Raw genomic sequence first — 14836 nt, forward strand, 5'->3', positions numbered from 1 at the left:
GTGTTCACAATGAATAAAATAGTTGTTTTAAGGCTAGATTATCTATCGGATAGTAGTCTATACCAAGTTACTGCTGAAATAGGGAATGAAGGGCAAGCTTCCAGCATGGTAGTTCAAGGTTGGCTACCTAAAATCTCAGACGGCTTTTTGAAAATCCTCAAGGATTGGAAAATAGCTTTTAGTAAATTAGACACACCAAGACGCCTCAAAGTAAGGAAAGTACTCATAGATCAGTCAATTGAAACTTGCCCAGGTAGTTCATCATCTTTATCTATTGATAAGTTAAACCTCTCATGGAATGAAGTCTGTAGACAACTGGCCGGAAAACTAAGTGCTGAGATGAATGTGTGGCTGAACTCCAGTGGTTTTCAACCGATTAGGCAAAAACTCAATCAAGAACTTCACTTTAAAGAAAACATCCAAATTATTGTTTGTCCTAATGACAGCATCATCTGTGATCTACCCTGGCTTTGCTGGGATGTCCTCAAGGGATTTCATAACGCAGAGATTTGTTTTGATTTAGGTGATGAAAGCTATTCAGATACTTACTCCAAGAATCTGAGATTAAAGAGTCGTCTTGAAGGGTTAAAGTTTCTGATTGTCCTCGGAGATAATGAGGGCCTTGATCTTGAAAGAGACGAATGGATCTTAGATAACCAGATCTTTAAGCAAACAGATGTTTTTTCAAAAATATTGAAGCCTTCCAGATCAGAATTTGTTGAAGCCTTAGAATCTGGCGCTTGGGATATATTATTCTTCTCTGGCCATAGTGAAACCATCAACGGTGAAGGGATTATTTATTTGAAAAATGGAGAAGCTGTTTGTCTATCTGAGTTAGGCTTGAGCTTTAAGAAAGCCATATCAATGGGATTAAAACTAGCTATCTTCAACTCCTGCGATGGTATAGGTATTGCAAGGAGTCTTCAAAAATTACAACTTCCTCAATCTATTGTTATGCGTGAACCTATTCCAGACAAAGTAGCGCATGACTTTCTAACAGCCTATATTAGAACTCTTCAATCTCTGAATAGTGACTCACCTCTGTATCTTGCTTCAAGGCGTTCTAGAGAGGTTCTTAAGGATAGTATTGTTTGTGCCGACTGGCTACCAATAGTATTTCAAAGCCATAAGACAGTATCACCAGTTCGTGGATTTATCGAAAAATCACGGCCTGTAGTATTTGACAACCAGAATTCAGAATCAATCTCTTCAAGTCAAATTAGTCCAGAGTTTCAATTTGAAGAGCATATTTATGACAAAGGAGAGAAGAGAGAGAAGGAAATATATAAAGTTGTAGTTCTCGATCCAATTGGAGAGCACTCAATTGGCAAGATTCAGTACATGGGCGTTTTGTGGAAAGCCAAAATGTTACCACTTAAGAAGTTTAAGAAATATGGATTCGAGAAATTCAACAACATTTCCTTAGTTTTCCCTGGCGACGAGGTTTCCGCCGTTGCGAGGGAAGGTAATATCTACTTTGTCCTGCCCAAAAATTTAGCTGAATCTGAATCTTTTAAGCAACTAAAATTGAAGTTCCAAGAGGACACAAGACCTAGAAAGAGAGAATTTCTTATACCCTTTCTTATGTTCCCTTTCATATGTTTTTCTCTTGCTATTTTGATTTTTTACAACTCCTCACGGGAAGAGAAAGTTACTCAAATTTCTCCAATTTCCCTGGAAAACCGATATGTATAGCACATTTCGTTTTCGTGAAATTGGACTAGAACTGCTTAATCCCTTGGTTAGCAAGTCTTATAGTGAGCTTGAGATGTTCTGACCATGGGAAACTCTCTTGCATCGCTACCCCCACAAACTCCTCAACGCCTCATCCGCCTCCTGCTGCCCAATCTCTAGGTATCGCGCCAGGTTGCCGATGTCCTCATGCTGGGTGATCTTCTGAAGGGTTCGCAGGGAGTAGCCCTTCTCAAAGTGCATCATCGTCAGCAGTGAGCGCCGGAAGCTATGGGTTGAGACACCCCGAACGCCCAAGTAATCGAGCGTTTGCCGCAATGCTTTGTCACAGGCGCGGGTGGTGATGTGGCCCTGAAACCGTCCAGGGAATAGATAGCCCTGCTTGGGTAGATCCGCATCGGCCAAGATTTTTGCCAGCGGTGGGGCAACGACCACCGAGCGGGTCTTTTTGGTTTTGGTCGTCCTGGCCCGATAGACCACATAGCCGCCTACGATGTCTCCGGCCTGAAGCTGCACCACCTCACCAATGCGAGCAGCGGTGTAGTAGCAGATCTGAAAAATCACGTCATGGGGTGGTGGCAGGAATTTAAACACCTCCTCCAGTTGTTCACCCCCCAAAACGGCGGCCTGACCATTGCGATTGACCTTGGGCATGGGTCGAGTTCCGAATCCGGCATTTTACGAACTGATATTTCTTGATTTTACGTTGGTTTAAGCCCAACAGGTCAAACGCACTATCGCTTATTGAGAATTATTCCTACAGCTTGTCGAGGGGAGTTTTGGATCAGGGGTGGCCCGAATCGGGTCAGGTGCCCCGACAGCGTGGTTCCCCTAGTCCACCCGTTTAGGTTTACCCGTTTCACCCGTTTAGGTTGGGTCTAGGCTGTCTCACCTAAGACAGGCTGAATCACCCGATTAGGTGGGTGGGGTTCACCCGGATAGGGGGGTGTGAGCTTTCGCCCGATTCTGGGCACAATAGCTCCAACCCCATCAGGTTTAACCATGTACTCCGGCACATTAACAGCTATCTCGAACGCCACAGACTTCCTGGCCTACTTCCGCAAACTACCCAGAACCCAGCAGGATCTCATTGCCCCGCACCTCGACGAACCCCAGCGCATGGCCCTGAAGGTTCTGAACTGCTGTAGTGAGTTGGAAGGGCAGAGCGTGGGGGTGATCGCTAACCTAGCCGAGCTGCACCAGGAATCGACCAGGGCGATCCTCAAGGCGCTGGAGGGTAAGATGGTGGCCGCTGAAGTGACGGCGATGGGTAAGCTGTGGCGGTTGAATGGCTAGGGCCGATGACTAAATTTAGATATTTTTTGGCCTAGATGTTGCTTTAGTGCTGTTCTGGGGATAACTAAGCTTAGCCAATCACTTAAGCTTCTATGGCACTTACCATTCCTGCTAGTATCCCTTCCAAGGCCAGCCAGGGCGAAAAGATGCTCTTTAGTATCCTTAAAACCAAGCTGCCAGAGGATTTCACCGTTTGGTATGAGCCTAGGTTACAGGGCAATCTCTATCCCGACTTTACTATTCTCAGCGCTACCTTTGGCCTCCTCATCATTGAGGTGAAGGGTTGGTATGCTGGGAGCATCGTTGAAGCTGGAGAGCGCTTCTTTAAGGTCAAAGGTAAAGATGGAATCGTTGAGAGCCATCAGTCCCCTCTTCGGCAGGCTCATGGCTACTTCTGTGAGGCCGCAGAACGCTTCAAGGGCTACCCCATTCTGCGCCAGCCTAGCGGTGACTACCAGGGCAAACTATCGTTTCCGGTGGGTACGGCGGCTGTAATGAGTAACATTACCGAACCCCAGGCCCATGAGGAACACATCTACAGTTTCCTCCATCAGCCCCAAGTGGCTTACCGGGATGAACTTCTAGCGTGGGGAGACTATACCCCAGAGATGCTGATTCAACGGTTGCGGGATATGTTTAAGGTCTACTTCAGTTTTCCTACCCTGACTGTGGATCAGGTGAACACTATCAAAGGCTGTCTGCACCCGGAAACAGTCATTAAAGAGAAACCTGCTGGGTCTGAGAGCGTTCCGAAGGGGATTGAGATACCTAAAAACAGCACGGTAATTGTTCCCCTTGACCTTGATCAAGAACGCATGGCCCGCAACATGAAAGATGGCCACCGCCTGATCTCTGGTGTAGCAGGTTCTGGCAAGACTCTTATTCTGGTGGCCCGTGCCAAAGTATTGGCCAACCGCCATCCTGACCAGCGCATCTTGATCCTGTGCTTCAACATTACGCTGGCAGCCCACCTGCGATCACTGTTGTATAGTGACACCCTCAACCCCCACTACCAAACCTGTATTCAGGTGATGCATTTCCATGATTGGGCCAAAAGCCTAATTAAGTGGCTTCCCCGATACGACAGCTTCAAGACCGAGGAAGAATGCAACGCCTACATGGGGCAACAGGTACTCACCAAACTTCAATCTCTTTCCCTAGATCAGCGCTGGGACTCTATCTTAGTTGATGAGGCCCACACCTTTACTCGTGATTGGTTCCTGTGCTGCGTAGCTGGCCTCAAAGACGTGGAGAACGGCGATTTAGTAATTGTGTCTGATGGCAATCAAAGTCTTTACCATCGGTCTAAGTTCACCTGGAAGTCCGTTGGCATCAAGGCCCAAGGGCGATCCATGAAGCTGACTCAAAACTATCGCAATACCAAGGAAATCCTAGAAGCAGCCTGGACGGTGGTACACACCACTGATCAAGACCTAACCGATGATGCTACTTTTCCCACCATTGTCCCTGACGCTGCCCTCAGGTCAGGGCCTCGCCCAACCCTCTACCAAGCCGGGTCTAGAGTCACCGCTGTAGATGTGACTATTGAGCAGATACAACATCTAATCAGGCAGGGCTACAGTCCCTCAGATATTGCCATCCTTTACAAATACAAGGGAAGTAAGGAAGCCGCAGACTTTACCACCCTCCTCAGAGGTTTACAAGCTCTGGGCTTGCCCATCTACTGGGTCACACAAAACCAAAATACCAAGGTTAACTACAGTGCCAAACAGCCAGGGATACGAGTGATTACCTGTCTCTCATCCCTAGGTCTAGAGTTCAAGGTAGTGGTGCTACTGTGGTTGGATCAGTTCTGGGACTGTAATGCCAATGATCTAGAGAAACAAGCCCTGGCGAGGCGGCAACTCTACGTAGCCATGACCAGGGCACAGGATGAGTTATTTCTAGTAGCGGGGGGACGCGCTGGCGTTGTGACCGCGCTTCAACAAAGTGGGGTTGTTGACAATCGAATCTGTAGCGCTATCAAGGTATAGAGCGATGCAATTGCGAGAAAAGATCAGTAGAGAGTAAAACCTCGGCACATCAAGAACAATGAAAAACAGGTATTTGGTAAGCTCATTGATTGTCGCAGCAGTAATCGTAGGCTGTAACAGTCCAACAACCGTTCAGCCAGAGAACCTAACTCCCCAAGACCAGGTGGTGATCGTCCCGCCCCAGGTCGCCGAAGACCCAGAGCCGACCCCAGAACCCGCCCCACCAGCGTCAGTCACCACCACAGATCCGGCCCCCGCCCTGGCCAGCCTCAACCTTCCGGTGGCCACCGTTGTCTCTGTGGGCGACGGCGACACTTTGAGGATGGACTACCAGGGCCAAACCGTCACCGTCCGCTTTGCCTGTATCGATGCCCCGGAGACCTCACAAACGCCCTGGGGGCCAGCCGCCACAGAACGCCTACGACAGCTTACCCCTAGGGGTTCCACCATTCAGTTCCGAGAGGCCGATACCGACCGCTATGGGCGCATGGTGGCGGAAGTCTACGCAGGGGGCCAGCTCGTCAACCTCCAGATGGTGCAGGAAGGTCATGCGGTGGTCTATACCCAATTCCTAAGTAGTTGTCCCGACACCAGAGATGCCCTGCTAGCCGCCGAACAACAGGCCCGACAGCAGCGCCTCAACTTTTGGAATCAGGACAATCCTGTGATGCCGTGGGATTATCGCCGGAGCAATCGTTCTAGCACCGCACCAGAGGCCACCCCAGAGCCACCCAAGGTCACCACCACCAGCCCAGAGGCCAAAGACCTTACCCCCAGCCGCGCCCCGGTACAGGGTAGCTGCGAATGTCCCTACGACACCGATTCAGCGGGCCGTTCCTGTGGGGCAAGGTCGAGCTATAGCCGCTCTGGGGGGAGTGAGGGGAGTAGTTGCTATTTGTAGGCGCTGATGCTGCTCTAGGGGGATGAGTGCTTGAGGACTCCCACTGCCACAAAGATGAGGTGGAGCATTCCTTAGTAAATCCTCTTAGGAGCTAGCTATAGTCCTAGTTTGCTTGTATTTAGTTGAAAAAGTAACGGTTTTCTTAACAATGGGATTTTCCTTGGCTATCGGTGAAAAATACTGGCTATAGCAGTGTTTATCGAGTGACCGTGAGATGGCTAACCAAGAACAAGTGAATTTGCTGAAACAGGGTGTTGAGGAATGGAACGATTGGAGACAGTCGAACGATGAAATTGAGATTGACCTGAGCGGGGCCGACCTGCGCGAGGCCGACCTGAACGGAGCCGACCTGAACGGAGCCGACCTGAACGGAGCCAAACTGAACGGGGCCAGACTGAAGGGGGCTAACCTGAACAGGGCTAACCTGAACGGAGCCAAACTGGACGGAGCTAACCTGTTTAGGGCCTACCTGGACGGGGCCAGCCTGTTCAAGGCCAGCCTGCGCTATGTCATCCTGCACCAAGCCAGCCTGTGCTACGCCGACCTGAACAACGCTGACCTGGGCAAATCCGACCTGCGCGAGGCAAGACTGGACGGGGCTACCCTGAACGGAGCCATCCTGTACATGGCAACCCTAAGCAGAGCCACACTGGATGAGGCTGACCTGCGCGGGGCTGACCTGCGCGGGGCCAAACTGGATGGGGCCAAACTGGATGAGGCCAAACTGGACGGAGTTCTCCGCTAAACCACGAGGGGACTATTACCTCCACGGCCTAGCCCGTTCACGATCAGCTACCACTCACAGGAGTAGCCCCCTAGCTGGAGTCGAGCCGTTCTGGGGAGAATGAAGGGGCTTGTTTTTTGTAGCCGGGGACTCCTGCCGCTAGGGGCTTCTACTCCAAATGGCCTATTGTTCTCAGCCGATGGATGTTTGTTTTGATCATTGGGAAAGCTAAACCTAGTAGCTAAACACAGTTACGATGCACCCTGATATTCCCCCACCGAGCCTCAGTAGCCACGGTGGGGGTTTTGTTTGGTCAGGCGCTAGGACAGATCCCTACTCGTCCTCGTCCAGATAGGCTTCATCCTCGTCCTCCACTTCAATCTCGACATCTCCGTTGGCCACCACCCCGCCGCTGATCTCCAGCTTCTCCCGCACCTGGGCCTCTACCTTCTTAGCGAACTCAGCATCCTCAAGCAGCCGCTGCACGGTGTTGTCTCGCCCCTGGGCCACGTTATCGCCCTCGTAGCTGTACCAGGCTCCCTTACGGACGATCACCCCATGCTGCTCGGCTAGGTCAACCAAACAGCCCATGCTAGAGATGCCCTGGCCAAAGAGAATGTCAAACTCGCCAATGCGGAAGGGCGGGGCCACCTTGTTCTTGGCCACCTTCACCTTGGCCCGAATCCCATACTCTTCGGTGCCCTTCTTCAGGGTTTGGATGCGGCGAATGTCTAGGCGCACCGAGGCATAGAACTTGAGCGCATTCCCCCCGGTGGTGACTTCAGGATTGCCGTAGGAGATGCCAATCTTTTGGCGTAGCTGGTTGAGGAAAATGACCGTACACTGCGACTTACCAATGCTCCCGGTAATCTTCCGCAGGGCTTGACTCATCAGCCTTGCCTGGAGGCCAACGTGGGCATCGCCCATCTCCCCCTCAATCTCCGCACGGGGCACGAGGGCCGCCACGGAGTCCACCACCACCACATCAATGGCCGATGACCGCACCAACTGATCCACCACCTCTAGGCCCATCTCTCCGGTATCCGGCTGGGAGACCAGCAATTCATCCACATTCACCCCCAGGGCAGCGGCATAGATGGGGTCGAGGGCGTGTTCAGCGTCCACAAAGGCCGCGACCCCACCCATCTTCTGCACCTCAGCGAGAACATGCAGCGCCACGGTGGTCTTCCCCGAACTCTCAGGGCCATAGATTTCAATAATCCGCCCCTTGGGTAGACCACCGCCTAGGGCCAGGTCAAGGGTCAGCGCCCCGGTGGGAATGGTTTCTACCTTCATCCGGGCGGCATCGCCGAGGCGCATGATGGCCCCTTTGCCAAAGTTGCGCTCAATCTGATTCAGCACCATCGTCAACGCCTTGGCTTTCTCCACCTGCTCCGGTGTTGCCTTAATGGTGTCATCCGCCGACTTGCTACTCTTCCGACCTGCCATAATTCCCTCAGTACGATAGAACAAGACCCCTGAACCCCAGAACAGTTGCCTTTAGAGAAACAGTTTAGTACACTTGTTCCAAATCGCAATAGGTAGTTATCCAGACCACAGAGGATGACTGAGCTTGAACCTCCCACTGTCAGGGGGTAGACATGGCCAAGCAGACCGTGACCGAATTGATTGCCTTCCCCGACTGGATTGTGGCTGTGACCCATCGCCGCACCACGGGCTTTTGCTGCTGGGTGATTACCCCTGAACTCACGACCCTCACCGATGGCGAAACCTACCCCACCAGCCAGGATGCCCTCGAAGCAGCCTGTAGCCTGGTGTACTGCTCGACGGGGCCACAGATTGACTTTAGCCGCTGCCGTCTTGGTGACTAAAATTTAAAGAGTCCAATTTTGTTGGTCTAGTTGGGAGCTAACTCATGAACATTGAGAAGACATCGGTTAGTTATGGATCGCTAGCAGAAGGAGAATATTTTGTCTTCCCTGGCGGTACTGTCGCCTATCGGAAGTATAACGACACCTGGGCCGAGCCACTTGTTGAAGGTGTGGGCAAGCCTATGGCTCCATCTGACCCGGTGTACAGGGCTACTCTATAAGTTTTTCAGACTTTGGTTATGGCATTGTGGCTAATCCGCTAGGGACTGAAATCTATGCGGTGCAGATGTTTAGCTTTCCGGCACAGTAGTGATCGTCAGTCCTCAGTCCCCAGACTTACACCGCACCCGTGAACCATCACTGATCGCATTCACCGGGTAGGCATGAAACACTCGCTGTACCCCCTGCTCATAGCCCTCGAAGGTATAGGCCGGGGCAGTGGCCAGCAGTGCCTCAATTAACTTCTGGGTGAAGAAGGGCGACACGGTGAAGAACCGCAGCGCTTTGACTGTCATTCCTGGCCAGTCGGTCAAAATGACGATGATGCCTAGGCGGGCCTCTGGGATAGTCCTGAAGTCGTCAAAGTGGGGTAAAACATCGGGGTGGAATCGGGCCAGGTGGAAGGGGCATTCATGCCAGGGCAGTACTACTTTTCCCCGCTGTGGCCGCCCAAAGCCCTTAGCGCCCACTACCTCAAAAACTCGAAAGCAGACAAAGGGCATGGACTCCACCACATTCAGCCCAAACTCAAACACCCCCTTCTCTACGCCCTTCACCTCCGCTGGACGTAGCCCACTGAGGCTAATCATTAGTTCACAGTGGTCTTCTACCCAGGTAAACCGCGCCCCCTCCGCTTCCTGGGGTGGGTCGATGCGATCTCCAATGCTGATGGGCTTTAGGTAGTCAGGCATGGCCATGGCTCCGTGTGGGCAGTAGCAGCATAGCCCAAGAGAGGCCACCCACAAAAAACCACCAGGGCAGCGGGTAGGGTGTGGAGTGATGGCCCACCAGCGTGGGGACAACGACATACGCATTTTATGGGGTGGTCTGTTCTCTCTGGTTCATCCCCACCAGCGTGGGGACAACGTAGAACCAGCCATCCCATCGAGCAAGATTCCGGCGGTTCACCCCCACCAGCGTGGGGACAACGGCCTCTCGGTGAGGGTGGACACCCTTGCCGTCGTCTGGTTCACCCCCACCAGCGTGGGGACAACTTGAAGTTTTTGACAACCCGACAGGATTTGAGGACGGTTCACCCCCACCAGCGTGGGGACAACGCCAGGGCAAACAGCCAAGGGTGTAACGGCCCGCCCGGTTCACCCCCACCAGCGTGGGGACAACGTACCAAGTGGATACTAAGTAGGGTTGATTTTGGAACGGTTCACCCCCACCAGCGTGGGGACAACCCTGTTAACAGCAAAGCCGTAAACGATGACGGGACGGTTCACCCCCACCAGCGTGGGGACAACTGAAGGTTTCCCCCAAAGGGGGTGTTGCGTCGTCCGGTTCACCCCCACCAGCGTGGGGACAACGCGGCAATGGTTTGAGGCGTCAGTCCGATGTATCCGGTTCACCCCCACCAGCGTGGGGACAACGTAGCCTGCACCGGAATCCTGATCGACCGTGCCTCGGTTCACCCCCACCAGCGTGGGGACAACTCTCTACAGCGGTCGCGTATGGGGCACAGGTCGCCGGTTCACCCCCACCAGCGTGGGGACAACTTCAGACGGTGCTGACTGAACTACCCAACCCTCTGGTTCACCCCCACCAGCGTGGGGACAACTATGGCGAGGATTCCGATCATGATGCCTCCCATACGGTTCACCCCCACCAGCGTGGGGACAACTTGAAGTTTTTGACAACCCGACAGGATTTGAGGACGGTTCACCCCCACCAGCGTGGGGACAACGGCCCGCTGCACCGCCACAAGCGACTCAGTCAGGTCGGTTCACCCCCACCAGCGTGGGGACAACGCCCTAGCTGTGATGGCCGCTCCTACTGTGCTGACGGTTCACCCCCACCAGCGTGGGGACAACGCCTCTTCTAGGTGCCAATCCTCTTCTAGCCAATCGGTTCACCCCCACCAGCGTGGGGACAACCAGCCCTTAAACTCACAGGCGTAAGCAGGAAACCCGGTTCACCCCCACCAGCGTGGGGACAACCTAGAAGCCGAGGCACGGCAACGCAAGGGCGCGGCGGTTCACCCCCACCAGCGTGGGGACAACTGATTCCACTTGCGACCCCATTCTGCTGCCAAGGCGGTTCACCCCCACCAGCGTGGGGACAACCATGGCCCCTCGTGGAGCACCTGAGCGGGGATTTCGGTTCACCCCCACCAGCGTGGGGACAACGAACTTGGGACGACCCCGCCTAAGTTTGGCGTCCGGTTCACCCCCACCAGCGTGGGGACAACGTCGCATTTAGGTCAGCCAGAATGCCGGACAACCCGGTTCACCCCCACCAGCGTGGGGACAACATGGCGCGGATCTCTGCTAGCGTTAGGGCTTCTTCGGTTCACCCCCACCAGCGTGGGGACAACGGTCGTTTGGCTAACCCAGCGGTAGGTCTGGCGGGCGGTTCACCCCCACCAGCGTGGGGACAACGGGATGCCACCGCTCTACCTTTTCCCGATGGCAACGGTTCACCCCCACCAGCGTGGGGACAACGTGGCACCCAGTACCCACCATGCGCGTCGGTGCCGGTTCACCCCCACCAGCGTGGGGACAACTCCACAGCAACAGCGTTTGATTTTGCCAATAAACGGTTCACCCCCACCAGCGTGGGGACAACCCTTTTCGGCCCCCTTCTCTGAGCGGGTTGGAACCGGTTCACCCCCACCAGCGTGGGGACAACCTGTCAACCCCATACCTCTGACACCGGAGCAATAACGGTTCACCCCCACCAGCGTGGGGACAACGGATGGTTAGATCCTCCCAGTCCACCGATACGGGCGGTTCACCCCCACCAGCGTGGGGACAACTGGAACCGTCCGGCAGATAGTCCACGCGGGTGAACGGTTCACCCCCACCAGCGTGGGGACAACCACATTGTGCGGCGTCGGTGGCGTCGTTGAAGAACGGTTCACCCCCACCAGCGTGGGGACAACCAGTCAGCCCCCCGGTGTTCTGCACCCGGACGGGCGGTTCACCCCCACCAGCGTGGGGACAACGAACCCGGAAAGCCCTCAAGATTTTGCCCTACGGCGGTTCACCCCCACCAGCGTGGGGACAACGTGGAACTTGGGGCCGGATACCGTGGCTAGGTCGCCGGTTCACCCCCACCAGCGTGGGGACAACGATGCGTTCCTGCTGTTTGGGATTATCCTTCGCCGCGGTTCACCCCCACCAGCGTGGGGACAACCGTGACTGATAACCCGTTAACTCCTATCGCTTAACGGTTCACCCCCACCAGCGTGGGGACAACGGTGGCTCGGCTAGGTTGTTCAGCAACAGGGCGATCGGTTCACCCCCACCAGCGTGGGGACAACGTTCCACGGTATCGAGAAGGTAGGAGAAGAGTGACGGTTCACCCCCACCAGCGTGGGGACAACTTCTCTCTTAATTTATCGACTAAAACGCCCTGAGCGGTTCACCCCCACCAGCGTGGGGACAACTTGGCGTGTGACTGATGGCCAATACTTCAACCTACGGTTCACCCCCACCAGCGTGGGGACAACTCCCAGAATGGTATAGCCAATGCGGCCCGGTCGGCGGTTCACCCCCACCAGCGTGGGGACAACGTCGGCGCTATGCCGTTGCCCTCACCGGGGTGCAGCGGTTCACCCCCACCAGCGTGGGGACAACCTACAGAAGGGCTAATGAGCGACGCACCCAAGACCGGTTCACCCCCACCAGCGTGGGGACAACGTACACCCTTAACTGGAGAGTAGTACACCCCTGCCCGGTTCACCCCCACCAGCGTGGGGACAACGCGGCTTCCTTGTCGGCTTGCTCTTTGGAGCAGCCGGTTCACCCCCACCAGCGTGGGGACAACGCTACCTCATCTGGTCAGGCGGCGTAGGCTATCCGGTTCACCCCCACCAGCGTGGGGACAACGATAGTCATCTATTTGTCCTCTGGGTGGTGGTGCTCGGTTCACCCCCACCAGCGTGGGGACAACGGGGTGAATCGCTGAAACCATTGTAGCGCAAGGGCGGTTCACCCCCACCAGCGTGGGGACAACCTGGCGAGGTGCAAGTTGCGGCGGGTACGTTGACCGGTTCACCCCCACCAGCGTGGGGACAACTCGGTGAACTGCCCTTCCCAGGTCTTGCCGTACGCGGTTCACCCCCACCAGCGTGGGGACAACGCCCACCAGGCCCGCGCCCTCAATCGTGCGCACGTCGGTTCACCCCCACCAGCGTGGGGACAACTTGAATTGCTGAACGGCAGCGGCCCAGGTTAATACGGTTCACCCCCACCAGCGTGGGGACAACCCTTGCACAGGTTCTAGGTATACGATCCCCATAGCGGTTCACCCCCACCAGCGTGGGGACAACGTCAGGGCACGGTGCAGCAGGCGGGCTTGGCTGGTCGGTTCACCCCCACCAGCGTGGGGACAACGTTGATTCGGTAGCCATGGACGCCCATGCTAGCCGGTTCACCCCCACCAGCGTGGGGACAACTGTGCCCAAACGGCCCCGTGGGCAGGGTCAGCAGCGGTTCACCCCCACCAGCGTGGGGACAACGCCCCCACCATTAGTTAAGGGCGGAAGTGGCAATCGGTTCACCCCCACCAGCGTGGGGACAACGTGATCGGGATGGATTTTCCGCAGTAGGCCATTCGGTTCACCCCCACCAGCGTGGGGACAACGTCGGGAAAGTATGCTCATAGCAATCCCGGTACGGCGGTTCACCCCCACCAGCGTGGGGACAACGTCAATTCTTGCCCGTCCTGGAAATCATGACAGGCGGTTCACCCCCACCAGCGTGGGGACAACGCAGTGGGAACTATCACTGCTACATTACCACTATCGGTTCACCCCCACCAGCGTGGGGACAACTCAACGCCCGAAGCCTTTGAGGATCGAGTCAAAGCGGTTCACCCCCACCAGCGTGGGGACAACTCAACTCGGATGCCGAGATGTTGAGGGCTTGGGCCGGTTCACCCCCACCAGCGTGGGGACAACTGGCCTGGTCGTCCCTCGGAATCATTACCCCTAGCGGTTCACCCCCACCAGCGTGGGGACAACGCATTCCAGAATAGCCGAATTTAGGGGGTTCTGACCAGTAGTAACCCCTCTATGTCTACAAGAGACCTAGAGGGAGTCCCCAGCATTCGGGCTGCAAAGCCTTGTTCTCCGCGTTGGGGAAAGATCATCACGGCAGAGCCTTTGCCGAGTTTCTGCTCGATGAGATCCCAGAGTTCATCCCTCACCAGGGCAGATACCCGTCCTGCAAAGACACCAGCCTTGATTTCAAACAGCCAGCGACTCAACTCACCCCGCAGTGTAGGTTTGGCATTCTCCAAAATGAGCACAATCACCTAGTTGTCCTCCTCACCCCAGTTTTTCCCACCTTCCACCCACTCCAAAACGTCATCCCATAGGAAGGCAATGGGTTCGTTATCTTCCTCCTCACCAAAACCCAGCACCCGATCCACGTCCTGCACCAGGCGATTCATCAGGCGATAGTCGCTAAATCGCTCTCGACACTTGCGGCGTACCAGGGTATCAAGATCGAAATAGGTTTCAGCCACGGCCTCAAAGGCGGCTGGAATCGTCGTTTCCGCTTTATATAAATCCGCCACATCATAGACAAAAGACAAGGGCTTGCCAGTATGAATGAAGCCCAAGGCTGGGGAGTAGCCCACCGAGTGTAGAGCGGCCTGACAGACGGCATAGAGACAGGTGTTAGCGATGGAAAGGGCTTGGTTGATGGGGTTAGCGGCATCCCAGTTGTCTTGTTTGTAGTCGCGCCCACTCCATTCCACTCCCGTTTTTTGGCTCCAGTGTTGATAGAGGGTTCGTACTCGCACCCCTTCATGGCCACGGATTTGTTGCAGGGTCAGGTCTTCACTCAGGGGTTCCTCAAATCGGAACAGGTACATCCGCCGCACCACCGCCAGCCGCTGCATGGAGTCAGCCCACAGGGTTGCCTGATGAATGAGTCTTCTAGCATTGTTGGCCCCGCTGCGGCCATGGGCATAGAAGCGCATTAAGCCTTCACCCACCCACTGCACCTGGCAGGCATTGTCCGATAGGGTTTTGATGGCCGCATGGGTGATTGATGTTCCTGGCCCTAGGAGCAGAGTTGAAATGGCCGCACAGGGCACAAAAAACTTACTTTTCTCTTTGAAAACGGCAATCGCTCGGTCATCCTGTTCGATGCGGCAATGTTCAAAGTACAGGAAGCTGATGCGATCACGCGCCTTTGGCAATGTTCGCAGTCTAGACATG

General features: G+C 54.9%; 11 protein-coding genes and 1 CRISPR repeat array. Of the genes, 6 read left to right on the forward strand and 5 right to left on the reverse strand.

Going from position 1 to position 14836, the window contains the following annotated elements; genetic code table 11:
• Positions 1–9: 9 nt before the first annotated feature.
• Positions 10–1695, forward strand: a complete 1686-nt coding sequence (locus H6G62_RS05445) for a CHAT domain-containing protein (RefSeq protein WP_190493104.1) — start codon at positions 10–12, stop codon at positions 1693–1695.
• 105 nt (positions 1696–1800) lie between these two features.
• Here the strand turns inward: H6G62_RS05445 and H6G62_RS05450 are convergent, their stop codons facing one another.
• Positions 1801–2346: a tyrosine-type recombinase/integrase gene (locus H6G62_RS05450; RefSeq protein WP_190493105.1), complete on the reverse strand. Its 546-nt coding sequence runs from the start codon at positions 2344–2346 to the stop codon at positions 1801–1803.
• 348 nt (positions 2347–2694) lie between these two features.
• Between H6G62_RS05450 and H6G62_RS05455 the strand changes: the two genes are divergently transcribed.
• The 4 genes from H6G62_RS05455 to H6G62_RS05470 all read left to right on the forward strand — a co-directional run bounded on the left by H6G62_RS05455 (position 2695) and on the right by H6G62_RS05470 (position 6628).
• Positions 2695–2988: a hypothetical protein gene (locus tag H6G62_RS05455; protein WP_190493106.1), complete on the forward strand. Its 294-nt coding sequence runs from the start codon at positions 2695–2697 to the stop codon at positions 2986–2988.
• Positions 2989–3080: 92 nt separating this feature from the next.
• Positions 3081–4982 carry a 3'-5' exonuclease gene (locus H6G62_RS05460; protein WP_190493107.1) on the forward strand — a complete coding sequence of 634 codons (1902 nt, stop codon included), beginning with the start codon at positions 3081–3083 and terminating at the stop codon, positions 4980–4982.
• 85 nt (positions 4983–5067) lie between these two features.
• Complete coding sequence (locus H6G62_RS05465) at positions 5068–5883, forward strand: thermonuclease family protein (RefSeq protein ID WP_199324760.1); 816 nt, start codon at positions 5068–5070, stop codon at positions 5881–5883.
• 214 nt (positions 5884–6097) lie between these two features.
• Positions 6098–6628 carry a pentapeptide repeat-containing protein gene (locus H6G62_RS05470; protein ID WP_190493108.1) on the forward strand — a complete coding sequence of 177 codons (531 nt, stop codon included), beginning with the start codon at positions 6098–6100 and terminating at the stop codon, positions 6626–6628.
• 312 nt (positions 6629–6940) lie between these two features.
• Here H6G62_RS05470 and recA read toward each other — a convergent pair whose 3' ends face one another.
• Positions 6941–8056: a recombinase RecA gene (gene recA, locus H6G62_RS05475; protein ID WP_190493109.1), complete on the reverse strand. Its 1116-nt coding sequence runs from the start codon at positions 8054–8056 to the stop codon at positions 6941–6943.
• Positions 8057–8208: 152 nt separating this feature from the next.
• Here recA and H6G62_RS05480 point away from each other — a divergent pair, with 152 nt between their 5' ends.
• A complete protein-coding gene (locus H6G62_RS05480) occupies positions 8209–8439 on the forward strand; it encodes a hypothetical protein (protein ID WP_190493110.1) in 231 nt (76 codons plus the stop codon).
• 323 nt (positions 8440–8762) lie between these two features.
• Here the strand turns inward: H6G62_RS05480 and H6G62_RS05485 are convergent, their stop codons facing one another.
• The 3 genes from H6G62_RS05485 to cas1e form a co-directional block, all read right to left on the reverse strand.
• The gene (locus H6G62_RS05485) at positions 8763–9350 is read right to left on the reverse strand and encodes a hypothetical protein (protein WP_190493111.1); all 588 of its coding nucleotides are present in this window, start codon (positions 9348–9350) and stop codon (positions 8763–8765) included.
• A gap of 83 nt (positions 9351–9433) precedes the next feature.
• A CRISPR array of direct repeats spans positions 9434–13630; the repeat unit is 29 nt; unit sequence CGGTTCACCCCCACCAGCGTGGGGACAAC.
• A 20-nt stretch (positions 13631–13650) separates the two neighbouring features.
• Complete coding sequence (gene cas2e / locus H6G62_RS05490) at positions 13651–13923, reverse strand: type I-E CRISPR-associated endoribonuclease Cas2e (RefSeq protein ID WP_190493112.1); 273 nt, start codon at positions 13921–13923, stop codon at positions 13651–13653.
• Complete coding sequence (gene cas1e / locus H6G62_RS05495) at positions 13924–14817, reverse strand: type I-E CRISPR-associated endonuclease Cas1e (RefSeq protein ID WP_242051840.1); 894 nt, start codon at positions 14815–14817, stop codon at positions 13924–13926.
• Positions 14818–14836 lie beyond the last annotated feature (19 nt).

The sequence above is a fragment of the Phormidium sp. FACHB-1136 genome, from assembly GCF_014697375.1.
Taxonomy (GTDB): Bacteria; Cyanobacteriota; Cyanobacteriia; order Phormidesmidales; family Phormidesmidaceae; genus Nodosilinea.